Raw genomic sequence first — 323 nt, 5'->3', positions numbered from 1 at the left:
TGCAAATGATAGGAATCGATTTAGTCCACTTTGGCATCATTCAAACAACAAATTTATGCATTGGATTGATCACTCCACCGAAGGCATTAAAACTCTTAAAGGCGTCAAAGAATGCGAACGTCTCTGTTATGAAGGCAACGAAGCCTTTGTTACCCTATTTATTTGTTTCCATTGTTGTTTTAGTATTGGTTACTTATGTTCCAGAAATCACTTTATTACTGCCTAATTTGTTGCTTAATTGAAGGCTTTTCTGATTTTTGCTGAGATAGTTAAAAAGTATTGGAGCCAATTTTTTAACGGGAAAATGTTTTCCCGAGATTTTT

Annotated in this window: 1 protein-coding gene; it reads left to right on the top strand. The window is 34.4% G+C overall.

The annotated features are described in order from the left end of the window. Positions 1-242, top strand: a 242-nt coding sequence (locus tag PZE06_RS27420) for a TRAP transporter large permease subunit (protein WP_275792306.1), incomplete at its 5' end; no start/stop codon positions are given. Between the last annotated feature and the right edge of the window lie 81 nt (positions 243-323).

This window comes from Robertmurraya sp. DFI.2.37, from assembly GCF_029211245.1.
Taxonomy (GTDB): domain Bacteria; phylum Bacillota; class Bacilli; order Bacillales; family Cytobacillaceae; genus Robertmurraya; species Robertmurraya methanolica_A.
This window is presented reverse-complemented; position numbering and strand designations above follow the sequence as displayed.